The organism is Mesorhizobium shangrilense, assembly GCF_028826155.1.
GTDB lineage: Bacteria > Pseudomonadota > Alphaproteobacteria > Rhizobiales > Rhizobiaceae > Arvimicrobium > Arvimicrobium flavum.
The window spans coordinates 3,244,234-3,270,910 of record NZ_JAQGPN010000001.1 but is presented as its reverse complement, the minus strand read 5'-3'; the positions used below and the strand labels follow the sequence as shown (position 1 = coordinate 3,270,910).

The 26,677-nt window shown below is 64.8% G+C and carries 29 protein-coding genes; 17 read left to right on the top strand and 12 right to left on the bottom strand.

Features of this window, described 5'->3' with window-relative positions; all coding sequences use genetic code 11:
* The first annotated feature begins 14 nt into the window (after window positions 1-14).
* Genes PD284_RS15745 through PD284_RS15720 form a run of 6 tightly spaced genes read left to right on the top strand, consistent with a single transcriptional unit; the run spans window position 15 to window position 4,685 of the window.
* On the top strand, window positions 15-599 hold the full coding sequence (locus tag PD284_RS15745) for a peptidylprolyl isomerase (RefSeq protein WP_274629118.1): 585 nt from the start codon (window positions 15-17) through the stop codon (window positions 597-599).
* Window positions 600-630: 31 nt separating this feature from the next.
* On the top strand, window positions 631-1,149 hold the full coding sequence (locus PD284_RS15740) for a peptidylprolyl isomerase (RefSeq protein ID WP_274629117.1): 519 nt from the start codon (window positions 631-633) through the stop codon (window positions 1,147-1,149).
* A 17-nt stretch (window positions 1,150-1,166) separates the two neighbouring features.
* A complete protein-coding gene (locus tag PD284_RS15735; protein WP_274629116.1) occupies window positions 1,167-1,616 on the top strand; it encodes a DMT family transporter in 450 nt (149 codons plus the stop codon).
* A 6-nt stretch (window positions 1,617-1,622) separates the two neighbouring features.
* Entirely contained in the window at window positions 1,623-2,699 is a 1,077-nt protein-coding gene (queA, locus tag PD284_RS15730) for a tRNA preQ1(34) S-adenosylmethionine ribosyltransferase-isomerase QueA (protein ID WP_274629115.1), read from the top strand.
* 36 nt (window positions 2,700-2,735) lie between these two features.
* Window positions 2,736-3,875, top strand: coding sequence for a tRNA guanosine(34) transglycosylase Tgt (tgt, locus tag PD284_RS15725; protein ID WP_274629114.1), 1,140 nt, complete (start codon window positions 2,736-2,738; stop codon window positions 3,873-3,875).
* Between the two features lie 51 nt (window positions 3,876-3,926).
* Entirely contained in the window at window positions 3,927-4,685 is a 759-nt protein-coding gene (locus tag PD284_RS15720) for a class I SAM-dependent methyltransferase (RefSeq protein WP_274629113.1), read from the top strand.
* 4 nt (window positions 4,686-4,689) lie between these two features.
* Here PD284_RS15720 and PD284_RS15715 read toward each other — a convergent pair whose 3' ends face one another.
* Window positions 4,690-5,154, bottom strand: a complete 465-nt coding sequence (locus PD284_RS15715) for a DUF4864 domain-containing protein (RefSeq protein WP_338036660.1) — start codon at window positions 5,152-5,154, stop codon at window positions 4,690-4,692.
* 131 nt (window positions 5,155-5,285) lie between these two features.
* Between PD284_RS15715 and PD284_RS15710 the strand changes: the two genes are divergently transcribed.
* The 9 genes from PD284_RS15710 to glpK all read left to right on the top strand — a co-directional run bounded on the left by PD284_RS15710 (window position 5,286) and on the right by glpK (window position 15,542).
* Window positions 5,286-5,525: an Lrp/AsnC ligand binding domain-containing protein gene (locus PD284_RS15710; protein ID WP_274629112.1), complete on the top strand. Its 240-nt coding sequence runs from the start codon at window positions 5,286-5,288 to the stop codon at window positions 5,523-5,525.
* Between the two features lie 159 nt (window positions 5,526-5,684).
* Window positions 5,685-7,097 carry a circularly permuted type 2 ATP-grasp protein gene (locus PD284_RS15705; RefSeq protein WP_274629111.1) on the top strand — a complete coding sequence of 471 codons (1,413 nt, stop codon included), beginning with the start codon at window positions 5,685-5,687 and terminating at the stop codon, window positions 7,095-7,097.
* Window positions 7,098-7,283: 186 nt separating this feature from the next.
* Window positions 7,284-8,228: an alpha-E domain-containing protein gene (locus PD284_RS15700; protein ID WP_274630657.1), complete on the top strand. Its 945-nt coding sequence runs from the start codon at window positions 7,284-7,286 to the stop codon at window positions 8,226-8,228.
* Window positions 8,229-8,237: 9 nt separating this feature from the next.
* Window positions 8,238-9,032 (top strand): transglutaminase family protein, encoded by a 795-nt coding sequence (locus tag PD284_RS15695; protein WP_274629110.1) that lies wholly within the window; start codon window positions 8,238-8,240, stop codon window positions 9,030-9,032.
* A 51-nt stretch (window positions 9,033-9,083) separates the two neighbouring features.
* Window positions 9,084-9,818, top strand: coding sequence for a proteasome-type protease (locus tag PD284_RS15690; RefSeq protein WP_274629109.1), 735 nt, complete (start codon window positions 9,084-9,086; stop codon window positions 9,816-9,818).
* 25 nt (window positions 9,819-9,843) lie between these two features.
* The gene (locus PD284_RS15685; protein WP_274629108.1) at window positions 9,844-11,256 is read left to right on the top strand and encodes a pyridoxal phosphate-dependent decarboxylase family protein; all 1,413 of its coding nucleotides are present in this window, start codon (window positions 9,844-9,846) and stop codon (window positions 11,254-11,256) included.
* Between the two features lie 127 nt (window positions 11,257-11,383).
* Window positions 11,384-12,148 carry a DeoR/GlpR family DNA-binding transcription regulator gene (locus PD284_RS15680; protein WP_274629107.1) on the top strand — a complete coding sequence of 255 codons (765 nt, stop codon included), beginning with the start codon at window positions 11,384-11,386 and terminating at the stop codon, window positions 12,146-12,148.
* Window positions 12,149-12,265: 117 nt separating this feature from the next.
* The gene (gene glpD / locus PD284_RS15675) at window positions 12,266-13,795 is read left to right on the top strand and encodes a glycerol-3-phosphate dehydrogenase (RefSeq protein ID WP_274629106.1); all 1,530 of its coding nucleotides are present in this window, start codon (window positions 12,266-12,268) and stop codon (window positions 13,793-13,795) included.
* A 253-nt stretch (window positions 13,796-14,048) separates the two neighbouring features.
* Complete coding sequence (glpK, locus tag PD284_RS15670) at window positions 14,049-15,542, top strand: glycerol kinase GlpK (RefSeq protein WP_274629105.1); 1,494 nt, start codon at window positions 14,049-14,051, stop codon at window positions 15,540-15,542.
* Window positions 15,543-15,608: 66 nt separating this feature from the next.
* On the opposite strand, the gene PD284_RS15665 is transcribed toward glpK, so the two are convergent.
* The 5 genes from PD284_RS15665 to cobA form a co-directional block, all read right to left on the bottom strand.
* Window positions 15,609-16,184 (bottom strand): BA14K family protein, encoded by a 576-nt coding sequence (locus PD284_RS15665; protein ID WP_274629104.1) that lies wholly within the window; start codon window positions 16,182-16,184, stop codon window positions 15,609-15,611.
* A gap of 86 nt (window positions 16,185-16,270) precedes the next feature.
* Window positions 16,271-17,284, bottom strand: a complete 1,014-nt coding sequence (gene cobT, locus PD284_RS15660) for a nicotinate-nucleotide--dimethylbenzimidazole phosphoribosyltransferase (protein WP_274629103.1) — start codon at window positions 17,282-17,284, stop codon at window positions 16,271-16,273.
* Window positions 17,285-17,302: 18 nt separating this feature from the next.
* Complete coding sequence (gene cobS / locus PD284_RS15655; protein WP_274629102.1) at window positions 17,303-18,064, bottom strand: adenosylcobinamide-GDP ribazoletransferase; 762 nt, start codon at window positions 18,062-18,064, stop codon at window positions 17,303-17,305.
* Between the two features lie 3 nt (window positions 18,065-18,067).
* Complete coding sequence (locus PD284_RS15650) at window positions 18,068-19,381, bottom strand: cobyrinate a,c-diamide synthase (protein WP_274629101.1); 1,314 nt, start codon at window positions 19,379-19,381, stop codon at window positions 18,068-18,070.
* A complete protein-coding gene (cobA, locus tag PD284_RS15645; protein WP_274629100.1) occupies window positions 19,378-20,181 on the bottom strand; it encodes a uroporphyrinogen-III C-methyltransferase in 804 nt (267 codons plus the stop codon). The genes PD284_RS15650 and cobA overlap by 4 nt, the downstream gene beginning before the upstream one ends.
* Before the next feature lie 53 nt (window positions 20,182-20,234).
* Here cobA and PD284_RS15640 point away from each other — a divergent pair, with 53 nt between their 5' ends.
* Window positions 20,235-21,347, top strand: a complete 1,113-nt coding sequence (locus tag PD284_RS15640; RefSeq protein ID WP_274629099.1) for a cobalt-precorrin-5B (C(1))-methyltransferase — start codon at window positions 20,235-20,237, stop codon at window positions 21,345-21,347.
* On the opposite strand, the gene cobM is transcribed toward PD284_RS15640, so the two are convergent.
* Genes cobM through cbiE form a run of 3 tightly spaced genes read right to left on the bottom strand, consistent with a single transcriptional unit; the run spans window position 21,314 to window position 23,702 of the window.
* The gene (gene cobM, locus PD284_RS15635; protein WP_274629098.1) at window positions 21,314-22,078 is read right to left on the bottom strand and encodes a precorrin-4 C(11)-methyltransferase; all 765 of its coding nucleotides are present in this window, start codon (window positions 22,076-22,078) and stop codon (window positions 21,314-21,316) included. The genes PD284_RS15640 and cobM overlap by 34 nt on opposite strands.
* Window positions 22,075-22,482 (bottom strand): cobalamin biosynthesis protein, encoded by a 408-nt coding sequence (locus tag PD284_RS15630; RefSeq protein ID WP_274629097.1) that lies wholly within the window; start codon window positions 22,480-22,482, stop codon window positions 22,075-22,077. The genes cobM and PD284_RS15630 overlap by 4 nt, the downstream gene beginning before the upstream one ends.
* Window positions 22,461-23,702, bottom strand: coding sequence for a precorrin-6y C5,15-methyltransferase (decarboxylating) subunit CbiE (cbiE, locus tag PD284_RS15625; protein WP_274629096.1), 1,242 nt, complete (start codon window positions 23,700-23,702; stop codon window positions 22,461-22,463). The genes PD284_RS15630 and cbiE overlap by 22 nt, the downstream gene beginning before the upstream one ends.
* On the opposite strand from cbiE, the gene PD284_RS15620 reads away from it, so the two are divergent.
* Entirely contained in the window at window positions 23,701-24,471 is a 771-nt protein-coding gene (locus PD284_RS15620) for a cobalt-precorrin-6A reductase (RefSeq protein WP_274629095.1), read from the top strand. The genes cbiE and PD284_RS15620 overlap by 2 nt on opposite strands.
* On the opposite strand, the gene PD284_RS15615 is transcribed toward PD284_RS15620, so the two are convergent.
* Genes PD284_RS15615 through PD284_RS15605 form a run of 3 tightly spaced genes read right to left on the bottom strand, consistent with a single transcriptional unit; the run spans window position 24,435 to window position 26,595 of the window.
* Window positions 24,435-25,199: a precorrin-3B C(17)-methyltransferase gene (locus tag PD284_RS15615; protein ID WP_274629094.1), complete on the bottom strand. Its 765-nt coding sequence runs from the start codon at window positions 25,197-25,199 to the stop codon at window positions 24,435-24,437. The genes PD284_RS15620 and PD284_RS15615 overlap by 37 nt on opposite strands.
* Complete coding sequence (locus PD284_RS15610) at window positions 25,196-25,963, bottom strand: precorrin-2 C(20)-methyltransferase (RefSeq protein WP_274629093.1); 768 nt, start codon at window positions 25,961-25,963, stop codon at window positions 25,196-25,198. Before PD284_RS15610 ends, PD284_RS15615 begins: the two co-directional genes overlap by 4 nt.
* Complete coding sequence (locus tag PD284_RS15605; RefSeq protein WP_274630656.1) at window positions 25,963-26,595, bottom strand: precorrin-8X methylmutase; 633 nt, start codon at window positions 26,593-26,595, stop codon at window positions 25,963-25,965. Before PD284_RS15605 ends, PD284_RS15610 begins: the two co-directional genes overlap by 1 nt.
* Between the last annotated feature and the right edge of the window lie 82 nt (window positions 26,596-26,677).

Genomic DNA, 26,677 nt, shown 5'->3' with positions numbered 1-26,677 from the left:
GGAGAAGATCGATCATGCGCCTGAGACAGTTCGCACTCGCATTCGCGTTCGCCGCCGTGGTGGCAGGGGCTCCGGCCGCCCAGGCCGCCGAGCCGCAAAACACCATGATCATCACGCTCAAGGATGGGGATGTGACGATTGCCCTGCGCCCCGACCTGGCGCCGAAGCATGTCGAGCAGATCAAGAAGCTGGTGCGTGACGGCGCGTATGACAACGTCGCGTTCCACCGCGTCATCGACGGCTTCATGGCGCAGACCGGCGACGTGCAGTTTGGCGACCTGAACGACGGATACAGCGCGGAGCGCGCCGGAACCGGCGGCTCCGACTTGCCCGACCTGCCAGCGGAGTTTTCTGAGGAACACTTCGTGCGCGGCACCGTTGGCATGGCGCGCGCGCAGGACCCGAACTCCGCCAATTCGCAGTTCTTCATCATGTTCGCCCCGAATCCGGGGCTCGACGGCCAGTACACCGTGGTCGGCAATGTTGAGGCCGGGATGGGCGTGGTGGACATGATCAAGAAAGGCGACCCGAACCAGAACGGCGTCGTCGCCGATCCGGACAGGATGATCAAGGTGCGCATCGGCGCCGACGGCAACTGACCGGCAATTCACCAGACGAAAGGAAGCGGCCATGGCCGAAATCAAAGATCCCGAGAACGCCATCATCATGGAGACGACGAAGGGCAACGTCGTCATCGAACTGTTTCCGGATCTCGCGCCCGGCCACGTCGCGCGGATCAAGGAGCTGACGCGCGAAGGCGCCTATGACGGCGTCGTCTTCCATCGCGTCATCGACGGCTTCATGGCCCAGACGGGCGACGTTAAGTTCGGCAAGACCGGCGGCGCGTCCTTCAATCCGTCGCGCGCCGGCATGGGCGGTTCGGACAAGCCGGATCTCAAGGCCGAGTTCTCGAACATGAACCATGCCCGCGGCACTTGCTCCATGGCGCGCGCCCAGAATCCGAATTCGGCCAACTCGCAGTTCTTCATCTGCTTCGAGGACGCCGGCTTCCTGAACCGCCAGTACACCGTCTGGGGCCAGGTGATCGAGGGCATGGAGAATGTCGACAAGATCAAGCGCGGTGAGCCCGTGAAGGACCCCGACACGATCGTTTCGATGAAGGTCGCGGCCGACGTGAAGCCGGCCTAACCGAAGCGGATTCGGCGATGTTGGGGCTCATCTGGTCGCTGCTCGGCATCCTGTCGGGCGCCTTCATCGCCATCCAGGCGCCCATCAATGCGCAGCTGTCGCGCGGCCTCGGCCTTCCGGTCGCGGCCGCCGCATTTTCGTTCCTCTCCGGCGCGGTGGTCCTCGGCATAGTGTCGATCGCCGTCACGCGGGGGCAGGGCGTTGTGCTCGACTGGCGCGCACCCGCACCCTGGCTGTTCGTCACGGGCGGCCTTCTGGGCGCCGCCTATGTGACCATCTCCGTGATACTCGCGCCGCGCATCGGCGCTGCCTCGCTCATGGCGTTTCTGGTTGCCGGGCAGCTCATTGCCGGCATCGTTCTCGATCGCATCGGCTTCCTGGGCATGGCCGTGCGCGAGATTTCGGTCGGCCGGCTGACCGGAGCACTCCTTCTGATGGCGGGGGCCCTCCTCGTCAGGCTGTACTGACCCGAGATGCGTGTCGACCTTTTCGATTTCGATCTTCCGGACGACCGTATTGCGCTGCGACCGGCGGAGCCGCGCGACAGCGCTAAACTGCTGGTCGTGAAGCCGGACGAGGTGCTGGCTGACCGCATCGTCAGCGAGCTTCCGTCATTGCTCGATCCGGGTGACGTCATGGTGTTCAACGACACCAAGGTCATCCCGGCGCAACTCAGCGGCATACGGCATCGCGGTGAAGCGGTCGCCGCCGTCGATGCGACGCTCCACATGCGGGTGGCGCCGGACCAGTGGCTTGCCTTCATGCGGCCGGCCAAGCGCGTCCAGCCCGGCGACCGCATCCGCTTCGGCCACGACGGCGAGGTGTGCTTTCTCGGCAAGCTCGACGCGACCGTCATTGAAAAGCGCGAGGCCGGCGAAGTGCTGCTCGGCTTCGAACTCTCCGGCGCATTTTTGGACGAGGCCTTGCACGCCGTCGGCCATATCCCTCTGCCGCCCTACATCGCGTCGAAGCGCCCGGACGACGACCGCGACCGTGCAGACTACCAGACCGTCTATGCACGCGAAGAAGGCGCGGTGGCTGCCCCGACGGCGGGCCTGCACTTTACGCCCGAGTTGTTCACAGCATTGGATGCACGCAGCATCGAGCGGCATTTCGTGACGCTGCATGTCGGCGCCGGAACTTTCCTCCCGGTCAAGGCCGACGACACGACAGACCACAAGATGCACGCCGAGACCGGCATGGTTTCGGCAGCAACGGCTGCTGCGATCAACACCGCCAGGGTACGCGGCAACCGTGTCGTTGCCGTCGGCACGACCTCCTTGAGGTTGCTGGAGAGCGCGGCGCGCGAAGATGGTCATCTGGAAGCCTGGTCAGGCTCGACCGATATCTTCATCACGCCCGGCTATCGCTTTCGTGTTGTCGACGCGCTGATGACGAATTTCCATCTGCCGAAGTCGACTCTGTTCATGCTCGTTTCAGCCTTTGCGGGGCTGGACCGCATGCGGCAGGTTTACGCGCACGCCATCGGCAACGGCTATCGCTTCTATTCCTATGGCGACGCCAGCCTGCTGTTCAGGGATGCGCCTTGACCATTTCCTACGCCCATTCGCACAAGCAGATCCGTGATGAGTAACGAGTTCTCCTTCCGCCTGATCGCCACCGACGGAAAGGCGCGGCGCGGCGAAATCACCATGCGGCGCGGCACGATCCGCACCCCCGCCTTCATGCCGGTCGGCACTGGCGGTACGGTCAAGGCGATGTATCTCGATCAGGTGCGGGCGCTGGGCTCCGACGTGATCCTCGGCAACACCTATCACCTGATGCTGCGTCCGGGCGCTGAACGAGTCGCCCGACTCGGCGGACTGCACGAATTCGCCCGCTGGCCCCATCCGATTCTCACGGATTCCGGCGGTTTTCAGGTCATGTCGCTGTCGAAATTGCGCAAATTGACCGAGAAAGGCGTCACTTTTCGCTCCCACATCGACGGGGCGCCGTATGAGATGACGCCGGAGCGCTCGATCGAGATCCAGGGTCTGCTCGACTCCGACATCCAGATGCAGCTCGACGAATGCACCGCGCTGCCGGCGAAGCCGGACGAGATCGAGCGCGCGATGGAGCTTTCGCTGCGCTGGGCGGAGCGCTGCAAGGTCGCGTTCGGCGACCAGCCGGGCAAGGCTATGTTCGGCATCGTGCAGGGCGGCGACAGCACGCCGTTGCGCGTGAGGTCGGCGCAGGCCCTGAAGTCGATGAATCTCAAGGGTTATGCAGTCGGCGGCCTCGCGGTGGGCGAGCCGCAGCAGGTGATGCTGGACATGCTCGACGTCACCTGTCCTGAGCTGCCGACGGAGAAGCCGCGCTACCTGATGGGCGTCGGCACGCCGGACGATATCGTGAAATCGGTGGCGCGTGGCATCGACATGTTCGACTGCGTGATGCCCACCAGGGCAGGGCGGCACGGCCTTGCTTACACCCGGCGCGGCAAGATCAATTTGCGCAACGCGCGCCACGCCGACGACCCGCGCCCCCTCGACGAGGAGAGCAATTGCCCCGCCGCCCGCGACTATTCCCGGGCCTACCTGCATCACCTGGTGAAATCGCAGGAGGCGCTGGGCGCCATGCTGCTCACCTGGAACAACCTCGCCTACTACCAGAGGCTGATGCAGGACCTGCGCGACGCCATCGAGGCGGGCCGCTTCACCGATCGCGCCGCGGAAATCTCCGAAGGCTGGGTGAGGGGCGACCTTCCCGTCTATCAGGCGCGGTGAACTCGAGGTTGCCGCCATGATGGTAGCGAGACGCAAGAGGGCGCGGGGCGCATGAACAATCGCTACGGGACTTTGGCGTCCTGGGTCTACAATCTGGACAAGCCTGTGGGCTGCTCCTTCGGGGACGTCGAGTATTATCGGGCGCGCCTCGCCAGCTGCCAGGGACCTGTGCTCGAGCCGGCGGTAGGCAATGGGCGCTTCCTGGTTCCGATGCTGGAGGCCGGTCTCGCCGTCGAGGGCTTCGACCCCTCAGAAGAGATGCTGGCCCATTGCCGCAGCCACGAGAAGGTGCGCGCCTTCGACGAAAGCCTCACCTGTCAGAGGTTCGAGACCTTTTCCTACGATCGCCGCTTCGAGGCGATCGTCATTCCGCTTGGTTCGTTCCAGCTCATTACCGAGTTCTCCGTGGCCATGTCGGTTCTCCGGCGGTTTCACCACCATCTCGCCCCGAATGGGCGGCTGATGGTGGACCTCGATCCGATAGGAGGCTTCCTTGACCCCGGCAGCGCCGTTCGCAGCTGGACCACGGAGGAGGCTGATGTGCTGACGCTGACCGATCAGCGGATCGAGACGGATTTCGTCGCCCAGACCACCGTCTCCCAGCACCGCTACGAACGCTGGCGCGAGGGCAGGCTGGTTGAGACGGAGCGCGAGCTGTTCAGCCTGCGCTGGTGGGGTGTGGCCGAATTCTCCATGGCTCTCGGCGCGGCGGGATTCGTGGACGTCGTTGCCTCCGGCAACTACCAGTACGGTCGCGCTCCGCAACGGACGGACGACACCATCAGCTTCGAGGCGCGTCGGCCCGCCTGACGCACTACATGCTCACGCTGTTCGCGGCGCGCAAACTGACGCCGGTGATGCGCCAGACCCCGTCAGCCTGCAATTCCAGTGTGTAGACCGCTTCATAATCCTTCCCATCCGGGCCCACGGTGAATACCTGCTGGATGATGGAGACTGCGTCCATCTCCTTGACCTTGCCGAAGGACCAGTCGCGCGGATGATATACCGGCTGGTAACCGCCCGTGACCATTCCCATGAAGGTTTCGACCGTGGGGAAAAGACGCTGCACGTTCGGCGCCGCAAAACTGTAGGCTCTATCCGCATCATCGGCCAAAAATGCGCGGATCTGGCTGTCTATGGTGGTCTGGGCGGCCTGCACTTCGACTTCGCCCGCTCGGGCGAACAGTGGCGCGAAGAGGACCAACAAGATGATGACGGCGCGAAGCATGATCCTATGCCCTTGTCCGTTGGGGCGGCGATAACCGATTATGGCGATCATACGCCGTTTTGGCGCGTCCGGTTTCGCCAAGCCGCGAAATTTCGGCGCAGCGACAGGGCAAGCGACGCACTCGCCTTGAAACCGCGGGCGTGGTCTGCCAGAAACCGGCAAGACAAATCGACGGTGCGGCCATGAGAGCGTTCTTCGTCCAGATCAAATGCGAGCTTGGAAAGTCCTACGAGGTCGCCAGCGCGCTCGCCGATGCCGAGATCGCTTCGGAGATCTACTCGACCGCCGGCAGTTTTGACCTGCTGGCGAAATTCTATGTCGAGGAGGACGAGATCGATATCGGCCACTTCGTCAACCAGCGCGTTCAGGTGATTCCCCATATCAAGGACACCCACACGATCGTCACCTATCGCGCCTTCTGAGCTGCCCACATCGCGGCCAGTCGCTGCCCGCTCCGAAGGCAGGCTGACGACGAAGCGGGCACGTTGATGAGCCCGCGCTTTCCCCGACACCCCAGCGCATTGAATCCGCTTGCATTTGCTCCCGCGCGCCGTTGAATAGGCCATGCAGGGGAGACATGCGTGGCCGCATTCAACGAAATGCTCCCGGACGGCGCGGGAATTCGCCAGCCTTACGCAGCCTATGAGGGCTGGCTGAGCGGGCAGGATCCCAAGCGGCTGGCCGACAAGATGTGCGACGCGGAACGCGTGTTCCGGCGGACCGGCATTACCTTCAACGTCTACGGGGAGGAAGAGGCCGCCGAGCGGCTGATCCCCTTCGACATCGTTCCACGCATCCTGTCCGGCTCGGAATGGCGTCGCCTGACGCAGGGCATCGAGCAGCGGGTTCAAGCGCTGAACGCGTTTCTCGACGACATCTACCATCGGCAGGAGATCCTGAAGGCGGGCCGCGTGCCCCACGACCTCATCGCCGGAAACGAGGCGTTTTTGCCCGAGATGATCGGCGTACGCGCGCCCGGCGGCGTCTATACCCACATCATCGGCGTCGACATCGTGCGCATCAGCGAAAGCGAGTTCTACGTCCTGGAGGACAACGCCCGCACGCCTTCCGGCGTCTCCTACATGCTGGAGAATCGGGAGACGATGCTCCAGCTCTTCCCGGAGCTCTTCCAGCGCGTGCGGGTCCGTCCGGTGGAGAACTATCCGCAACTGCTGCGCCAGTCCCTGGCCGCGGTCTGCCCGGCCAATCTGAAAGGTCCGCCCACGCTCGCGATCCTGACGCCCGGCAGCTACAACTCCGCCTATTTCGAGCACGCCTTCCTGGCCGACCAGATGGGAGTCGAACTCGTCGAAGGCCAGGACCTGCGGGTGATCGACGGCCACATCGCCATGCGCACCACCGAGGGCTATAGGCAGATAGACGTGCTCTATCGCCGGGTCGACGACGCCTTCCTCGATCCGCTGACCTTCCGGTCCGACTCCGCGCTCGGCGTGCCGGGAATCATGGATGTCTACCGCGCCGGCAACATCACCATCGCAAATGCGCCCGGCACGGGCATCGCCGACGACAAGGCGATCTATTCCTACATGCCCGAGATCATCGAGTTCTACACTGGCCGCAAGGCCATCCTGGGCAACATCCCGACATGGCGCTGCTCCGAGCCGGACAGTCTCAAATACGTCCAGGAGCACCTTGCCGAACTGGTCGTGAAGGAGGTGCACGGCTCTGGCGGCTACGGCATGCTTGTCGGACCCGCCGCCTCGAAGAAGGAACGCGAGGATTTTTCGAAGAAGCTCGCCGCGAAGCCCTCGAACTACATCGCGCAGCCGACGCTTTCGCTTTCGACCTGTCCTATCCTCACCGAAAAAGGGCTAGCGCCGCGCCACGTCGACCTGCGCCCCTTCGTACTTGTCTCCGACCGTATCCAGATCGTGCCCGGCGGCCTGACGCGCGTAGCGCTCAAGGAGGGGTCGCTGGTCGTCAACTCCTCCCAGGGCGGCGGGACGAAGGATACGTGGGTGCTGGATGATTAGATGGAGAGTAGAGAGTAGATCGCGTCAATCTCTTGGGCGAGTCCGATGTGAAGCAGCTGATGAAACGGACAAAGGAAATCGGAAAGATGCTGCGTTCGTCGATCCGCCGATTGCAGGAGAAATCATGAACTCTGTCGTCCACTACTCACTACTCACTATTCACTACTCACTCGCCAGCGGGCGCCCCTGATGCTCGGCCGCACCGCTAATGGCCTCTACTGGATGAGCCGCTACATCGAGCGCTCGGAGAACATGGCGCGTCTGGTCGACGCAGGGCTGCGCATGGCGCTGACGCGGTCCGAGAACACCGCGGAGGAGTGGTCTTCCGTGGTGACCAGCGCCGGCGCCCAGGTAGCGTTCCAGACGATGCACGGCACGAACTACACCGAGGAGACGGTCGCGGGATTTCTCCTGCGCGACGGCAACAACCCGTCCAGCGTGCTCGCGGCAGTCGAAACGGCGCGCAACAACGCACGCATGGTGCGTACGGCGCTGACCCGCGAAACGTGGGAGGCGATCAATGAAGCCTGGATGTCGTTGGAGCGCATGCTTGAGGGGCCGATCGATGGCCGCGAATTGCCGGCCGTCCTCGACGCCGTGAAGCGCGAGGCGGCCCTCATCCGCGGCTCGTTCTACAGCACCATGCTGCGCAACGAGATCTTCGATTTCTACCAGATCGGCACCTATATCGAACGCGCCGACAACACCGCGCGCATCCTCGACGTCAAATACTACGTCCTGTTGCCGTCGATCTCCTGGGTTGGCTCCTCACTCGACAACTACCAGTGGGAGTCCATCCTGCGCTCGGTTTCGGCGCACCGTTCCTATCGCTGGGTCTATGAGGCGGAATACAGGCCGACCAACATCGCCGACTTCCTCATCCTCAACGGGCGTATGCCCCGCTCGCTCGCGTTCTGCTACCGCATGATCTCGGAACATCTGAATTCCCTGGCGGCGGCGTACGGCATGCGGCATCCTAGCCATGATGCGCTCGACCGCATCTTCGCCAAGTTGCGGGTTGGCTCGATCAAGGAGATCATCGATGCGGGCCTGCACGAGTTCCTCTCGGACTTCATCCGCGACAACAATCAGTTGGGCGACCAGATCGCGCTCGACTACCAATTCCACTGAAGGCCGGCCATGCGGCTGAGAATCTCGCACCGGACCGAGTACCAGTACGATGCGCCGGTAGCCTACGCCTTGCAGCGCATCCGTCTCGTACCGCTGACGGGAGAGGGCCAGACGGTCCTGTCCTGGTCGATGGCGATCGATGGCGCTCGCGAGGAACTCCGCTTCGTGGACCATTTCGGCAACGACACCCGCCTGCTCAGCGTCAGCGGCGAACCGCATGTGATTGCGGTGGAGGTCTCTGGCGAGGTGGAAACGGAGGACCGGGCAGGGGTGGCCGGACCCCATCGCGGCTTCGCGCCGTTGTGGCTCTTCCAATCGGACACCGCCCTGACCACGATCGGCGAGGGTGTGCGGTCGATCGCGGAAGCGGCGCCACAGGGTGACGAACTGGCGCGCCTGCACGAGTTGATGACGCTCATCCGTAAGCGCGTGGCCTACCAGACCGGCGCGACGGACACGCTGACGACCGCGGAGGATGCAGTGGCGACGGGAGCAGGCGTCTGCCAGGACCACGCGCATGTCTTCATCGCCGCAGCCCGCCATCTCGGCTTCGCAGCGCGCTACGTCAGCGGCTACCTGATGATGGATTCCGCCACGCACCAGGTCGCCACCCATGCGTGGGCCGAGGCGCATGTTCGTCAACTCGGGTGGGTGGGCTTCGATGTCGCCAACGGCATCTCGCCCGACGCGCGCTATGTGAGGATCGCGACCGGGCGTGACTATCGCGACGCCATGCCCCTGTCGGGCGTTCGACTTGGACAAGGCGACGAGCGCCTTGCAGTGAGGATTACCGTGGAGCAGTAATCACGGACAAGCCAAACGGGAATCGGCGTTGCCGCCGATCTTGAGCATAATATGACCTACTGCGTCGCCCTGCAGACTGATCAGGGCCTTGCGTTCATGTCCGACACCCGCACGAATGCCGGAATCGACAACATTTCCACGTTTCGCAAGATGCACGTCTGGGAGGAGCCCGGCGAGCGCGTCATCGTGTTGCTGACATCGGGCAATCTCGCCACGACGCAATCCGTGGTCAGTCTGCTCAATGAGCGATCCAAGGCGCCGTCCGACCGGGTACCGTCGCTCCTGCAAACGCCGTCGCTCTACCAGACGGCCAGGCTCGTCGGCAGCACGATCAAGGAGGTGATCTCGTCGTCGGCGCCGGAAGGGGAGAAGGCCGAGTCCTACTTCAACGCCTCGTTCATCCTCGGCGGCCAGATTCGCGGCGGCGAGCCACGCCTCTTCCTGATCTACCCGGAGGGCAATTTCATCGAGGCGAGCGAGGATACCCCGTTCTTCCAGATCGGCGAGACCAAGTACGGCAAGCCCATCATCGTTCGCGCCTACGACCGGCACATGAACTTTGCCGAGGTGGCGAAGCTGCTGATGGTTTCGTTCGATTCGACGGTGCGGTCGAACCTGTCCGTCGGCCTGCCGCTCGACATGATGTTCTACGAACGCGACACCTTCCGTGTCGGCCTCAAGCGACGGATCACACAGGACGATCCGTATTACCGCACAGTTTCCGACGCCTGGTCGAACGCGTTGCGGAACGCCTTCACGGCGCTTCCTGATTATCCGGAGAAGTAATCAAGCGAAGCAGGGGGACACAAGCATGGACCGCGACACATTTAGGGAATGGTCGCGCCGCGCGGCCGATTGGGGAGTGGACTATCGGGACGGGGTCCGTGACCGACCTGTGCGTGCGCAAGTCCAGCCCGGCTCCATTGCGGCGCTCATCCCGGATGCTCCCCCTGAAGGCGCGGAATCGATGGAAGCGATCTTCGCTGATTTCGAAGCGAAGATCCTGCCCGGCATGACCCATTGGCAACATCCTCGCTTCTTCGCCTATTTTCCGGCAAACGCGGCCCCGGTCTCCGTCGTCGCGGAATACCTGGTAAGCGCGATGGCCGCGCAGTGCATGCTGTGGCAAACGTCGCCCGCCGCCACTGAACTGGAGGTGAGGGTGGTCGACTGGATGCGGCAGGCGCTCGGTCTGCCCGACGGCTTTGCCGGCGTCATCCAGGATTCGGCCTCGACGGCGACCCTGGCCGCGGTGCTGACCATGCGGGAACGGGCGCTGGACTGGAAAGGCAACAGTGCAGGCCTCGCCGGCCAGCCGCGTTTGCGGGTCTATTGCTCCGAACACGTCCACACTTCGATCGACCGCGCGATCTGGATTTCGGGAATAGGCGAAGACAACCTCGTGCGGATCCCGACGAGTGGCCCGTTGCGGGGGATGGACGCCGCGAGGCTTGAAGCAGCCGTAGCCGCCGATCGGGCCGCAGGCATGATCCCGGCCGGGATCATCGCCTGCATTGGCGGCACCAGCGTCGGGGGAACAGACGATGTGAACCCGGTCGCTGATGTCGCCGCGCGAAACGGTCTCTATCTTCACGTTGACGCGGCGTGGGCGGGCTCAGCGATGATCTGCCCGGAGTTCAGGCACTATTGGCACGGCGCGGAACGCGCCGACTCCATCGTCTTCAACCCGCACAAATGGCTCGGCGCGCAGTTCGACTGCTCGATCCAGTTCCTGCGCGATCCCGAAAGCCTCGTGAAAACACTTGCGATCAAGCCGGAGTACCTGAAGACGCACGGCAAGGACGGCATCATCAACTTCTCCGAATGGTCAGTGCCGCTCGGTCGCCGCTTCCGAGCACTGAAACTGTGGTTCCTGCTTAGGGCGCACGGGCTCGAAGGCCTGCGCAAAATGATCCGCGATCATGTCTCGTGGGCGCGCCGGCACTGCGAGCGCATCCGCGCCACGCGCGGCTTCGAGATCGTCTCTGAGCCCATGCTTTCCCTCTATTCGTTCCGGCACATTGCCGGCGATGATCGCGACCTCGACATGCACAATCTCTCGCTGGTCGAGAAGATCAACGCCGACGGCCGCATCTATGTCACGCAGACGCGTGTCGACGGGCGCGTCGCGATTCGCTTTCAGGTCGGGCAATTCGAAACCACCACGGCGGATGTCGACTTCGCCTATGACGTTATCACCGAGATTGCCGGTTCGCTGAACTGAGCCGACGGACCTTGCAATTCCTGGGAGTCTGGTTCGAGTCGGCGAATTTCGTTACTGGCTCAACCGAGTGGAAATGACTTTCGTTTATTGATATAGTTCCCGTAAACGAAAGTCAGAGGGCTAGCCAATGTTCCTGTCGCCACGCCACGCTGAAATTCTGCAGATGGCGAAGGATCACGGGCGTGTCCTGGTCGACGATCTGTCTACCCATTTCAACGTCACGCCGCAGACGATCCGCAAGGACCTCAACGATCTGTGCGACCAGCGGCTCTTGAACCGCATCCATGGCGGCGCGCTGTTCCCGTCCGGCATCGAGAACGTCGAATACGAGGCGCGGCGCAAGATTGCTGCAATGGAGAAGGAAGCCATCGGCGCCGCGGCGGCCAGGCTCATCCCCGACAGCGCCTCCCTGTTCATCAACATCGGCACCACCACGGAGGCCGTCAGCAAGGCGCTGCTAGATCATTCGGGGTTGATGATCATCACCAATAATATCAACGTTGCCAACAGGATGCGGGTGTATCCTTCGATGGAGGTCGTGATTGCGGGTGGTGTCGTCCGCGGTTCCGACGGAGGCATCGTCGGTGAGGCGGCGGTCGACTTCATCAAGCAGTTCAAGGTGGACTATGCGGTCATCGGCGCATCCGCGATCGACCATGACGGGGCGCTTCTCGACTTCGATTTCCGTGAGGTGAAGGTTGCGCAGGCGATCATCGCAAACGCCCGCCACGTGATCCTGGTCTCGGACTCCACCAAATTCGAACGTACGGCGCCCGTGCGCATCGCCCATCTGTCCCAGGTCGATACCTTCATAACCGACCGGTGCGATCTGCCAGGCATCCGCAGCATCTGCGCCGAGGCGGAAGTCGAACTCATCGAAACCGCCCGCTGAGGCAGAGCCGCGGCTGGGCGAAATTCGTTTGACATTCGTTTATACTTCGAAATAATCGCTTTGCGTTTTCGAGTAGGTGGGCAGGGCGCTGCACTGCGAAAGTGCGGAGTAAGCCCCTTGGACAACGAAACGGTCCATGATGTTTTCGTCATCGGCGGCGGCATAAACGGCTGCGGCATCGCGCGTGATGCGGTTGGGCGCGGTTACAGCGTCATGCTGGCCGAGATGAACGATCTGGCGAGCGGCACATCCTCCGGTTCGACCAAGCTTATCCATGGCGGTCTGCGCTACCTCGAGCACTATGAGTTCCGGCTGGTGCGCGAAGCGTTGATGGAGCGCGAGGTCCTGTGGCGAAACGCGCCGCACATCATCTGGCCGATGCGTTTCGTGTTGCCCTTTTTCAAAGGCGGGCCGCGTCCGGCGTGGATGCTGCGACTTGGCCTCTTCTTGTACGACCACATCGGTGGCCGCAAGCTGCTGCCCCCGACGCGCACGCTGGACATGACCCGCGATGCGGCGAAAAAGCCCCTCAAGGCGTTGTTCACAAAGGCTTTCGAGTATTCCGACGGGTGGGTGAACGATGCGCGTCTCGTCGTGCTCAACGCGCGCGATGCGGCCGACCGAGGGGCGATCATCCGCACCCGAACGAAGGTGGTCTCGGCGCGGCGCGAAGGTTCGCTTTGGCTGGTCACGCTCCAGGGGCCCGATGGCTCCGCGCAGCTCGTGAAGGCGCTACTGCTCATCAATGCGGCCGGACCCTGGGTCGATCATGTCCTTTCGGAGGCGGTTGGTAACAGCGGCGTCCACAATGTACGCCTGGTCCAGGGCAGCCACATCGTCGTGCGCAGGAAGTTCGATGACCCGCGGGCCTATTTCTTCCAGAATACTGACGGGCGCATCATCTTCGCGATCCCCTACGAGGAAGATTTCACGCTGATCGGCACGACCGACCGGGATTTTGACGGCGACCCGCGAAAGGTCGAGATCACCGAGGCGGAAACGAACTATCTGTGCGCCGCGGCGAGTGAGTATTTCGCGGAGCCGGTGAGGCGTGAGGACATCGTCTGGACCTATTCCGCCGTGCGGCCGCTCTTCGACGACGGCGCCTCGAAGGCCCAGGAGGCAACGCGCGACTATGTGCTGAAGCCGGAAGGCAAGCCCGGGCAGCCCCAGATCATCAATGCCTTCGGCGGCAAGATCACCACCTACCGGCGGCTGGCCGAATCCATGCTGGAACTGATCGAGGCCAGGCTCGGCGCGCGTGGCAAGCCGTGGACTGAGACTGCGCCGCTGCCCGGCGGCGATTTCCCTGCGACCGCCTTCGACGCCGAGGTGTCGAAGCTGAAGTCTTCCTATCCATTTCTCGGCGCCGGCATGGCGCGACGGCTCACCCGCCTTTACGGGACGCGGGCGCGCACGCTTCTGGGGCGTTCTGGATCGCTCGGCGATCTCGGACGGCACTTCGGCGCGGATCTCTACGAAGCCGAGGTCCGCTATCTGGTCGAGCACGAATGGGCCCGCACGGCCGACGACATCTTGTGGCGGCGCACCAAGCGGGGCCTGGTGCTGAAGCCGGAGGAGGCCGCCGCACTGGCGGATTATCTGGATCAGAACGGCAGCGACGGGCGCAGGGCGGCAGCCGAATAGGCTTGTTCAGGGAGTGCATGGAAGGGGCGACAGGGGAATGCGCACCGCGCCGCGACGCCGGGCGCTGCCTCTGTCTATTTCGGCCGATCGCCGTCGATCATGACGAATTGGTGAGGGGCTGAGCATTTTGAGGCTGCCAGGCCTTGGCTTAGGAAACGGGAGGCGGCAGTAATGCCGCCTCCTTCTTGCGCGGAGAGACGGAATTGGAACTCGAACTTTGCCTTGAGCAGCATTCGCTCGCGGGGACCCGACCATGACCGGCCACATTCTCGCGATCGACCAGGGCACCACCTCGTCGCGCGCCATCGTCTTCGGCGAAGACATGAAGCCCCTCGGTGTCGGCCAGAAGGAGTTCAAACAGCATTACCCGGCCTCGGGCTGGGTCGAGCATGACCCGGAAGAGATCTGGTCAACGGTCGTAGAGACCTGCAGGACCGCGCTGGAGACAGCGGGCCTCGGCGCCGCGGACATCGCTGCCATCGGCATCACCAACCAGCGCGAGACGGTGGTGATCTGGGACAAGGCAACCGGCAAGCCGATCCACAACGCCATTGTCTGGCAGGACCGCCGCACCGCGCCGCTCTGTGCAAAACTCAAGGAGCAGGGGCTCGAGGCAAAATTCACCGGCAAGACCGGCCTGCTGCTCGATCCCTATTTCTCGGGGACCAAGCTGGCGTGGTTGCTGGACAATGTGGAGGGCGCGCGCCTTCGCGCCGAGAAAGGCGAGCTTCTGGCGGGTACGATCGACACCTTCCTGATCTGGCGTCTGACTGGCGGCAAGATGCATGCAACCGACGCCACCAATGCATCGCGCACGCTGATCTACAACATCGAGACCAACGAATGGGACGCGGAGCTGATGGCGGTCCTGCGCATCCCGGCTTCGCTGTTGCCGCATGTTAAGGACTGTGCCGACGATTTTGGCGTCAGCGACAAGTCGGTGCTGGGCGCCGAGATACCGATCCTTGGCGTCGCCGGCGACCAGCAGGCCGCGACAATCGGCCAGGCCTGCTTCGAGCCAGGGATGGTGAAATCCACCTTCGGTACCGGCTGTTTCGCGCTGCTCAACACTGGCAGCGACATGTGCCTCTCTAAGAACCGGTTGCTGACCACCATCGCCTACCGCTTGAACGGAAAGACCACCTACGCGCTGGAGGGATCGATCTTCATCGCGGGCGCGGCGGTGCAGTGGCTGCGCGACGGGCTGAAGATCATCGGTCGCGCCGAACACTCGGGGGAGATGGCGGCGCTCGCCGACCAATCACAGGACGTCTACCTGGTCCCGGCCTTCGTCGGATTGGGAGCGCCGCACTGGGACGCCGACGCGCGTGGAGCCATTTACGGCCTGACCCGGAACACCGGTCCCGCAGAGTTCGCTCAAGCGGCGCTCGAGTCGGTCGCCTTCCAGATGCGCGATCTGCACGACGCGATGACAAAGGACTGGCATACGGGGAATGGTGAGACGGTGCTGCGGGTCGACGGCGGCATGGTGGCGTCGGACTGGACCATGCAGCGGCTGGCGGACATCCTCGACGCGCCGGTTGATCGTCCCACGATTCTGGAAACCACTGCACTCGGCGCGGCATGGCTGGCGGGCTGGCGCGCCGGCGTGTGGCCGGACGCCTCCGGCTTTGCCAAGGCATGGGCTCTCGACCGGCGCTTCATGCCCGCAATGAAGGAAGCGACCCGCGCCCGGAAACTGCAGGGATGGCACAACGCGGTGCGGCGCACGCTTTCGGAAACCTGACCGTCCCATCAGACAGATGAACCCGCGCGCTGGCGCGGGTTCAATGCTCATGCTGTTTGTAGGCGTTCAGCCGTATGGCGAGTAGCACTGACGACGCGGCCCGTTGTAGGGCTGGAACGTGTTGTCGTACGCCCGGTAGGACCGGTAGCGGTTGTAGCACCACTGCACGTGAGCATCGCCGCCTTCGCGATAGATGACGCGCGGCTCGCTCAGCACGTTGCCGATCACGGCGCCAGCCGTGAATGCTGCCAGCGGATACCACCAGCCATTGTACTCTCGATAGCCGTTGCGCCAGTACCGGTAACCGCGATGGCCGCGCCAATAGCCATCACCATGGCCGCGCCAGTTGCCGCCGCGCCAGTCGCTACCGCGCCAGCGATCCCCACCGCGCCAATTGTCTCGGCCCCGCCATCCGTTGTTGTTGTAGACCCAGGGCCGCTGACCTTGGGCGTAGCGCATGTGGTCTGAGTTGACGTGATCGCCGAAACGCCGCCATCTCCAATCCTGAACCTTCTGCACATCCTGGAAAGCGGCTGGCACGGAAGGCGCAGCCATCGGTGCTGCGCCCGCGGGGACGCCCGCTGCCACCGCGAACGAAGCCGCCAGCGCGGACGGCATCAACCCGGATAAGAACTTCTTCATCTCGAATCTCCTCGAGAAACGGAATGTCCCTTTCGAGAACGGATCATAGCGCGCTTGGTTCCGAAACTGAACAGTCCCGGCGACGACTAGCCTTCGGCGACGCCGGCATCGGCAAAAGTCGCCATGCCAGAGTGACATGCAACCGCTGATTTCAGGATGTTGACAGCCAGGCAGGCGCCCGATCCCTCTCCAAGGCGCATGCCGAGATCGAGGATTGGACGGAGTTCGAGTCTTTCAAGCAAGCGCGCATGCGCGGCCTCGGCCGAGCAGTGTGCCGCCTGCACATGATCGAGTCCGCCGGGAACAAGACGGGCCAGAGGCGCGGCAGCCGCAGTCGTCACGAAGCCGTCGAGCAGGACCGCGGTTCCCATGCGCCGCGCCGCGAGCACCGCCCCGAAAATGGCCGCGAGTTCGCGGCCGCCAACGCGGCGCAGGACTTCGAGCGGGTCACCGAGCGCTGCGCCGTGGAAGGAGATCGCGCTGTCCACCACTGCCGCCTTGCGTGCAAGGCCGGCATCGTCGACGCCGGTGCCGCGACCTGTCCAGTCCGCACCTGCGCCGCCGAAGAGAGCGGCGGCCACCGCTGCCGCAGTCGTGGTGTTGCCGATCCCCATCTCGCCGACGCACACCAGATCCGTGCCTTCCGGGAGCGCTGTGTATCCCCTCGAAAACGCGTCCAGGAACTCGGCTTCGCTCATCGCCGGAGCCTGTGTGAAGTCGGCCGTCGGACGATCGATGTCGAGCGCCGTCACCTTGAGTTCGGCCTCTGCAATGCGTGCGAGCTGGTTAATGGCTGCACCGCCGGCCGCAAAATTGGCCACCATCTGTGCGGTTACCTCCGCGGGGTACGCCGAAACACCGCGCGCCGTGATCCCGTGAGAGCCGGCGAAGATGAGGACGGCCACGTTGTCGAGGGCGGGAACAGGCTTTCCCTGCCAGCGCGCCAACCAGATCGCGAGGTCTTCAAGGCGTCCCAGGCTGCCCCGAGGTTTCGTCAGCGTATCCTGCCTCGCGATGGCCGCCGCAGCTGCCGCGTCATCTCCGGAGCTGAGCGAGGAGCAGGCTTGCCGCAGGGCGTCAATGGTCGGGAAAACAGACACTTGTAACCTCAGAATGATTCAATGATCTAACGAGAGCGCCACCAGCAGGACCGCGATCTCGGCCCCCTGCTGCAAGCAGCCGAGCACGTCGCCGGTCTGACCTCCGATCTGGCGTTCGGTGAGCCATTTCAAGGCGATGAACCAGATGGTGAGTACGATGGCGGCGACGATCGCCGGACCGATGCCGAGCAACAGCAGAGAGGCTGCGCCCGCCAGCAAGGCCGTCCGCGCCGCGCCCGCCCGAATGGCGCCCGCGGTCGCCGACAGACCCGTATCGCGCGCCGGCGGCACTAGCATCATGAAGGCCGGAATAATTGACCGGGACGCCGCGTGCGACGCCAGCAGGGCGAGGAGAACGGAACCGGTATCGGCGATTGCAATGAGTGCCTGCCATCTCAAGAGAACGGTGACGACGAGCGCAATGACGCCGTAGGCGCCGATGCGGCTGTCCTTCATGATCTCCAGCTTGCGCTGGCGCGTAACGCCGCCGCCGAATCCGTCGGCGACGTCGGACAGGCCGTCCTCGTGCAGGCATCCGGTGATGAGCATCGTCGTGGCGATCGCCAGGATCGCCGATATGGCGGGCGGCAGGCCGAGGGCGGCCGAAACGGCAAAGGCAAGCGCGCCCGCCAATCCCACGACGATGCCGACGAGCGGGGCCGCCCAGATCGCGTCCGCAAGACGACGCTCCATTGGGCCGAAGACGGGTATGCGCGTGAAGAAGCCGACGCAGCTGAACAGGTCGCCGACGATGGTGCGAACCGCTAAGACGCCGTTCACCGCTCAGCCCTTTGCGATCGCGTGGAAAAAGCTGCCGGTGACGTTGCCGCGGCGACCGCCGGCCCGGCCGAGCGGATTGCCGAGACCGTCCGCGATCTCGACGAGCGGAGCGTCGTGGCCGGCATCGACGACGCTGGCATAGTGGAACTCATGGCCCCGCACCGTTTCGCCCGCGCGCCCGATGGCGCAGTCGGAGAGCAGCCGCGCCTGGCGATAGCCGAGGTTCATCTTGCGCCTGGCGAAGCTGGTGGCGTGACCGAGAAGACCCAGCGTCGGATGGGTGATCCCCTCCGAATCCTCGATTGCGACACCCAGCGCCATGAACCCTCCGCATTCGCCGTGGACGGGCTTGGTCTCGGCGAAACGCGCCATGCCTGCGCGAAAAATTTCGGCCGCCGCCAATCGCCCTGCATGAAGCTCCGGGTAACCGCCCGGCAGCCAGCAGACATCGCAGTCCCCTGGAGGCGCCTCGTCGGCCAGGGGCGAGAAGAAGACGAGTTCCGCGCCCTTTTCGCGCCACGTCGACTGCAGGTGCGGGTAGAGGAATCCAAAGGCCTTGTCGCGCGCAAGTGCGATGCGCTGGCCGGGAGGATCAAGCGCTTCTGCCGCAGCGTCGCCGCCGTCCGCGATCGGGCTCGCGGCGGCAAGGATTCGGTCAAGATCGAGTGATTTCTCCATCACGTCCGCCAGACGGTCGATAAACCCTTCGAGCGCTTCGTGCTCGCTGGCCTGGACCAAGCCTAGGTGGCGCTCGGGTATCTCCATGTCCGGATTGCGCATGACTGCGCCAAGCACCGGCAGGCCGGCGGCCTCGATGGCATTTGCGCACTGCGAACGGTGGCGTTCGCTGGCCACCTTGTTCAGCACAACGCCAGCAATCCGGACCTCGGGGTCGTAGACCGCAAAACCCTTGGCAATGGCCGCGGCGGTTCGCGACTGGCCCGACACGTCCAGCACGAGTAGCACGGGGAGGCTGAACCTGGCGGCCAGGTCGGACGCTGCCCCGGAACGCCTCCGGCCGGCCTCGATGCCGTCGAAAAGGCCCATGGCGCTCTCGACGATCACCGCATCCGCGCCTTCGGCGGCCTCCCGAAGCAGTGCGTCCAGCAACGCCGGACCCATTGCCCAGCTGTCCAGGTTGACGCCTATGCGGCCGGTCGCCGCTGCGTGGAAACCCGGATCGATGTAATCAGGTCCCGACTTCGCGCCGCGCACGTCGATGCCGCGCCGCCTGAGCGCGCGCAGGATGCCGATGGTGACGCTGGTCTTGCCTGACCCGGAGCGTGGCGCGCCGACGATCAACCCTCGAGCCGTCATGCGCTTTGCATTTCCCTTGCGAACTGGAGCAGTTCGGCTCGCATCGAGACGATCGAACCGACGATGATGAGCGCCGGCGAGGCGAAGCCACCGGCATCTGCTTCCGCCGTGACGTTGGCGAGATCGGAAATCAGGATGCGCTCGTCGGCGGTGGTCGCGGAGGCGATGACGGCGACGGGCGTGGAAGGCCGCAGCCCCCCGGCAAGCAGCGCCGCGGCAATCGTCTCAAGGTTCTTCAACCCCATGTAGACGACGATGGGCTGACCCGTATGCGCCAGCGCGGCCCAGTCCAGGTCTTCATCGCTTCCGGCGGCGTGTCCGGTCGCCAGGATGATAGCCTTGTTCAGACCCCGCATCGTGGCTGGGATGCCTACGCTTGCCATCGCGCCGAAAGCAGACGTGACGCCCGGCAGGATGCGAAACGGGATGCCATTCCGGGCGAGGGCCAGCGCCTCCTCTCCGCCGCGGCCGAAGACGTACGGATCGCCCCCTTTGAGGCGCAGGACCCGCTTCTTGCGTCCGGCAAGCGCAATCAGCAGCGCCGTGATGTCGTCCTGCGCCGCCGAGATGCGACCACCACGTTTGCCCATGAAATGGAGTTCGGCGCTCTCGGCCGCGCTGAGGATGGAGCTGTCGACCAGGGCGTCATAGACGATGGCGTCCGCCTGCGAGAGAGCGGAAACCACGTCGAGCGTGAGCGCGCCCGGATTGCCTGGGCCGGCGCCCGCGAGCCAGACATGCCCAGGCTCGAAGACGGTGAGTTTCGGGCTGAGGCGACTGATCGCGTGTTGCAAACTCATGACTGGCCTTTTTGGTCGTGACGGGCGTAGAGGGCGGTCCTATAGACGAGCCCATGAGCAACGAAGAGCGCCCCTTGCGTCGAGGCTGGACCACCGGCACCTGCGCGGCAGCGGCCGCCAAGGCGGCCTGTGCCGGGCTGCTGACCGGCGAGTTTCCTGATCCTGTGGAGGTCGCGCTTCCCGGCGGCCAGCGTCCCGCCTTCGCCCTGGCCCGATGGGAGCTTCGGGACGGGGAGGCGGTAGCGGCGGTCGTCAAGGATGCGGGCGATGATCCGGATGTCACCCATGGCGCCGTTATGACCGCGACGGTGCGGCGCGGGGCGCCGGGCAGCGGCATCACATTTCTTGCCGGCCCCGGTATCGGAACAGTGACGCGACCGGGTCTGCCGATGCCGCCCGGCGAGCCTTCGATCAATCCCGTTCCCCGCAAGATGATCACCGATGGGATCGCCGAAGTGGCCGGCGAGGGGGCTGACTTCGAAGTCGAGATTTCCGTGCCCGACGGCGAGGAGATGGCTCGGCGCACCCTCAACGCGAGACTTGGCGTTGTCGGCGGCATTTCTGTGTTGGGCACGACGGGCATCGTCGTGCCGTATTCCTGTTCGGCCTGGATTCACTCCATCCATCGCGGCATCGACGTGGCGCGCGCCGCCGGCCTTCAGCATGTCTCGGGCGCGACCGGCTCCGCCTCCGAGGCGGCCGCCCAGAAGCATCATGGGCTGCCGGAAATCGCGCTGATCGACATGGGCGACTTCGTTGGCGGCATGTTGAAGTATATCCGCGCCCATCCCGTGTCGCGCGTGACCATCGCAGGTGGCGTGGCCAAGATGAGCAAGCTCGCGCAGGGCATGCTCGACGTTCACTCCAACCGGGGAGCGCCGGACCTGACCGCGTTGGCCGAGATAGCGCTGGACGCTGGTGCGGATCAGCATGTGGCGGAGCGCATGGGATCTGCGAACACCGTCGCCGAAGCATTTGATATCGCGTCCGAAAGCGGAATCATGATCGGCAACGAAGTGGCCGTGCGGGCGTGGCGAACCGCCGTGCCGGTCCTTCGCGATGCGGACGTTGAACTCGAGATCCTGATCTTCGACCGCGAGGGTGGCCTTGTCGGCCGGGCGCCGTTCCAGCGTCATGACGCCTCGCGCCCCCTGAACCGCCGCTGATAACAGGCGTCATAAAGCGAGCTTTCGCGGAAGTCGGCTGCAGCGAGCGAGCGTCCGACGAAAATGATGGCGGTGCGCTCGATAGGCTCATCCGTCAGCATCGTTTCGATGGTCGAGAGCGTAGCGCGCACAATCCGCTGTTCCGGCCAGGACGCGTTGGCGACGATCGCCACGGGACAGTCCGGGCCGTAGAGCGGCGTCAGTTCGGCCACCACAGTGTCCAGCGCGTGGATGGCGAGGTGGATCGCCAGCGTCGCGCCGGTCGCGCCGAAGCCGGCAAGCGTTTCGCCTTCGGGCATCCGCGAGGCGCGTCCGGAAACGCGTGTGAGCACGAGGCTTTGCGCCACCTCGGGGATGGTCAGTTCGCGCCCGAGCGCGGCCGCGGCGGCCGCGAAGGATGGAACGCCGGGTGTCAGCGTGTAGCCGATGCCGTTCCGCTCCAGGCGGCGGATCTGCTCGGCCACCGCGCTCCACACGGACAGATCCCCGGAGTGCAAGCGCGCGACATCGAGACCAGCCTGGTGTGCCGCGACATATTCCGCCTCGATCTCGTCGAGGGACATCGGCGCCGTGTCCACGATCCGTGCACCCGGCGGGCAGTACAGCAGCAGGTCCCGATGCACGATTGAACCCGCGTAGAGACAGACGGGACAGCCCGCGATCAGGTCACGGCCGCGCACGGTGATGAGGTCGGCAGCGCCAGGACCGGCGCCGATGAAATGCACCGTCATTCGGTCAACTCCTCCTCTGTCGCGAGGGCGCAGGTCACGTGCCCGGAAATGACGCGGGGGCCCAGCAGCCGGGCGCCCTTGCCGGCCGCTGCGAGCGCTGCGGCTTCCGACAAAGAGGGCGAGCCCGTCGTCCGCTCGGAGGACTCAGAGACGGTCAACAGACCAGGCCGAACTTCGGCCAAAGCTTCGGCGCCGACGTAGTGCAGTGGCACGCCCAACGTGCTCGCCGCGACGATGATGCCGGTCTCGCTGTGCTTGGCGGCTCCCGTGGCAAGCGCCGAGATCTCCGCTCGCTCGCGCCGAAATTGGGTGAGGGCGGCGTCGATGGCGGTCAGAACCGCGACGGACGACACGCCCACCCTGCAACCGATACCTGCGACAATCATGGCTTCACCCACGTCCATTGCGTGACCGGCATGGCAGGGCGCCAGCCCTGCATGGAGCCCACCGGCTCCGCGCGACAAATGGCGATACGGGTCAGGCTCCCGCCGTTTCTTGCATGGAGGTCGAGCAGCACCGCTTCCATCTCCAGCGTCACGGCATTGGCGACGAGACGTCCTCCGGGCCGCAACGCCTGTATGGCGCCATCTGGTACGCCGTTGTCGCTGCCACCGCCACCGATGAAGATTGCATCCGGAATTGGTAAGTTTTCCAATGACGTAGGCGCATCGCCTTCAATAACGGTCAAGCCTGGCACGCCGAAGCGGACCGCGTTGCTGCGGATGCGCTGCGCACGGTCGGGCCTGGCCTCGATTGCGATGGCGCGCATGGAGGCGTCCGCCAGCATCCATTCGATGGAGATCGATCCCGAGCCGGCCCCAATGTCCCAGAGCAGTTCTCCACGCCGCGGCGCGAGCGAGGACAGGGTCAGCGCCCTGATCTCGCGTTTGGTGATCTGACCGTCATGCTCGAAGAGATTGTCGTCCAAACCCGGCGTCAGCGCCAGAATGCGCGCATCCGCGCTTGCCACGATCTCGATCGCCAACAGGTTCAGGGGGTTAGAATCCCTTCCGTTGAATCGATCGGCAGTGCTGACGGTGATCCGTTCGTTCGGTCCGCCAAGCGCCTCGAGCAACGTGATGCGGGATCCCCCAAATCCCGAGGCGCTGAGCATGCCCGCAATGATCGCGGGCGCTGAGGCGTCGGATGTCAGCGCCAGGACGCGACGGCCCGGATGAAGCAGGGGCCGCAACAGGTCGACGGAGCGGCCATGGAGCGAAACCGTCTCGACCGCCTGCAGGGCCCATCCGAGGCGCGCCGCGGCGAGGCTGAATGCGGAAGGGGCGGGGATGACGAGCATCTCTTCGGGTGCCACCACCCTGGACAGCGTCGCCCCGACGCCGAACAGAAATGGATCGCCGGATGCAAGCACGCAGACTTTGCGGCCGGCGAGCGCCCTCACGCCATGCATCTCGGCGTCGAAGGGGATCTGCCAGGGCCGAGCCTCGCCGCGGATCAGTTCACGCGCCAAGGCCAGATGCCGCTCGCCGCCGAACACCACCTCAGCTTCCGAAATGGTCCGTTGCGCCGCATCGCCCAGGCCGGCGACACCGTCTTCGCCGATCCCGATGATCGAAAGCCATTTGCCGGTTGATACGGAGGGAGCCTGAGCACTAGAAGGCATGATGACCTTCCGTATCCTGATCCTGGGTGGCACGACCGAGGCGCGCGAGTTTGCCGCCCGGCTGGCGGGTCGTGAAGATCTTGCGGTCACGCTGTCGATGGCCGGCCGAACGGTCAATCCGGTGGTGCAGCCGGTACCCGTTCGCATCGGTGGTTTCCGCGGCCCCGAAGGTCTTGCCGATTTCTTGCGGGAGAGCCGGACGGATCTGCTGGTCGACGCGACGCATCCGTTCGCCGCGCGCATTTCCGCCAACGCGAGCGCTGCTGCCGCAGCCGCCAAGGTGCCGCTGCTCGTCATACAGCGGCCGGAATGGAAGCAGACCACGGGCGATCACTGGACGTTTGCAGATTCCATACCCGCCGCCGTTGCCGCGCTGGGCGAGCGGCCCCGCCGCGTGTTCGTGACGCTGGGACGCCAGGAGCTCAAACCGCTGGAAGCGGCCCCGCAGCACCACTACGTCATTCGCAGTGTCGATCCGGTCGAGCCGCGCGTCGATGTTCCGCACGCCGAGTACATCCTTGATCGCGGACCCTTCGAGCTCGCGCGGGAGAAAACCCTGCTGGAGGGCGCGCGCATCGACGCCATCATCGCGAAGAACAGCGGCGGAAGCGCGGCCTATGCGAAGATCGAGGCGGCGCGGATGCTGGGCATTCCCGTGTTCCTGGTCCGGCGACCGGCTGCCCCACAAGGCAGTGCGGCCGGATCGGTCGACGAGGCTCTGGCGAGGCTCGATCATCTGCTCAAACCTCCGGCCGAGCGCGGCGAATAGACGAGCGGCGCGCGGCCATCACGATCGATCACCCGCGTTTCCGGCGAGCCGATGATGATACATGTCGCCATGTCTGCCTTGGTTGGGTTCGCGTCGGCGAGCCCCATCACTTCGATGCGCTCGGCCGGACGGAATGCGGCCCGACCGAAAATGACTGGGGCGGTCGCCGGAAGCACGTCGCGAAGGCATTCGAAGGCGCGGCCGAGCTGCCAAGGCCTTGCGCGGCTGATCGGATTGTAGAGCGCGATGACGAAGCCTGCGCCCGCAGCGGCCTTGAGCCGCCGCTCAACCAGATCCCAGGGCTTCAGATTGTCGGAGAGCGAGATGGCGCAAAAATCGTGCCCGAGGGGCGCACCGGCGCGCGCTGCGACTGCCAGCATGGCCGTGACGCCAGGCACGACAGAAACGTCAAGCTGCCTCCAGGCTTCCGGGCCGCTTTCGATGGCCTCGCAGACCGCGGCGGCCATCGCGAACACGCCCGGGTCGCCGCCCGAGACGACGGCGACATGCCTGCCGGACACGGCCGCCTCCAGGGCGGCGCGCGAGCGGTCAAGCTCTTCCCGGTTGTCGGAGGCGTGGCGATGCTGGTCCTCACGCAGCGAGAGGCGGTCGAGATAGGGCGCATAGCCGAAGAAGTCGGTCGCGGCAGCGATCGCCGCGGTTGCCTCCGGCGTCACCTGCGCCGCGTCGCCCGGCCCGAGCCCGATGACTGTCAGGCGGCCGCTCATAGCACCACCCCCGAAGCCGTCACGGTCGGCCGCTTCGACCAGCCGGCGACGAGCACGATGCTGAAATAGGGCGCACGATCGTCCGCCTTGTCGGCGAGACGCATCCAGCCGCCATTGGCCATCGTGCCACGCTCTACATACAGGGCGCCTTCCAGCTTTCCTGTCTGCTGGAGTGCGCGCCGGATTTTTGGCAGGTTCCGTCCCACCTTCATGATCACGGCTGCGTCGGTATCCGCCAGTCGGCGCGCCAGCTCCTGTTCGCCCAGCGTTCCAGGCAGCACCGAAAGGACGTCGTCGCCCTGCACGATGGGTTGTCCTGTGCTCGACCAGCAGCCGGACATGGCAGTGACGCCGGGGATCACTTCGGTGGGGAAGCTGTGCGCGAGTCGAACGTGCAGGTGCATGTAGGAGCCGTAGAAGAAGGGATCGCCTTCCGACAGCACCGCCACCGTCCGGCCTTCGGCGAGGTGGCCGGCGACGAGCGCCGCCGAGCGCTCGTAAAAGTCCAGGATCTGCGCCTTGTAGTCGTCGTGATCCTTGTCGATCTCGACCGTCACCGGATAGTGGAGCGGCAGCTCGACCACCCCCGGCCTCATATGCGAGTCGACGATGGCGCGGGCGTTGCCGATGGAGCTGCGCTTGGCAAAGTGGGCGACCACATCGGCCTCAGCGAGCGCGCGCATCGCCTTCAGCGTCAGCAGTTCGGGATCGCCGGGGCCAGTGCCGACGCCGATGAGCCGCCCCTGCTGGAGGTTTCCGGCCATTAGATGCCCGCCTTGGCAAGCGCGTTGATCGCGGCCGCCGTCATGGCGCTTCCGCCCATCCGCCCACGGACGATGGCGAAGGGAATACCGCGTGAATTTTCGGCCAGGGCATCCTTCGATTCCGCCGCGCCCACGAAGCCGACCGGCATGCCGATGATGGCGGCGGGCTTCGGCGCGCCGCCATCGATCATGTCGAGCAGGTGGAAAAGCGCGGTCGGCGCATTCCCGATCGCCACGACCGCACCGGCCAGCCGGTCCCTCCACAGCTCCAGCGCCGCGGCCGAACGCGTATTGCCGAGCTTGGCGGCGAGCGCTGCAGTGCGCGCGTCGCGGAGGGTGCAGATCACCTCGTTCGAGGCTGGGAGACGGGCGCGGGTCACGCCGTGGGCGACCATCTCGGCATCGCATAGGATCGGCGCCCCGGCGGCAAGGGCACTGCGGCCGGCCTCGGCGAATGTGGGCGAGAAGACGAAATGCGCTGCCGCTTCGACAAGGCCGCAAGCATGGATCATGCGCACCGCAACGTCGGCCTCCGCTGGCGAAAACCGCGACAGGTCCGCTTCGGCCCGGATGATGGCGAAGGAGCGCTCGTAGATCGCCGTGCCATCCTTGATGTAGGTCTGCTGGGTCATTGGTCCTTTGGGGGATTGCGGTTGGTTGATGATCCGCCGGAATGCGGCGGCTGCTTCGCTCTCAGGGATACGGTCGATCTCG